Origin of the sequence: Halomonas sp. ND22Bw (assembly GCF_003011945.1) — a bacterium.
Taxonomy (GTDB): Bacteria; Pseudomonadota; Gammaproteobacteria; order Pseudomonadales; family Halomonadaceae; genus Halomonas; species Halomonas halophila.
Genome location: NZ_PXWD01001083.1, coordinates 1 through 263 on the forward strand (window position 1 = coordinate 1; position 263 = coordinate 263).

Consider the following 263-nt stretch of genomic DNA (forward strand, 5'->3'; position numbering starts at 1 on the left):
CGCAGCGACCGGCAAACAGTTGGAGGACACCGACGAATATCTTGTGTCGCCCAAGACGCTGTTGGCCGCCTCTTCGCGTCAGGCCGGCACGGCCGCCACGGCGATACTGGAAGAGATGGAGCGGCAGGTCGCCCAATTAACGAGCGAAAATCGCCTGACCGAAGCCGCTCGCCTGTATGAGCGCATCACCAATGATGCCGAAATGCTGCGCCAGGTCGGATATTGCTCCGGGATGGAGAACTACGCCTGCTACCTGAGCGGGC

The 263-nt window shown here is 61.6% G+C and carries 1 pseudogene; it reads left to right on the forward strand.

What is annotated here, in order from left to right:
• Window positions 1-263: pseudogene (locus CVH10_RS21510) on the forward strand (excinuclease ABC subunit B); the annotation flags it as partial.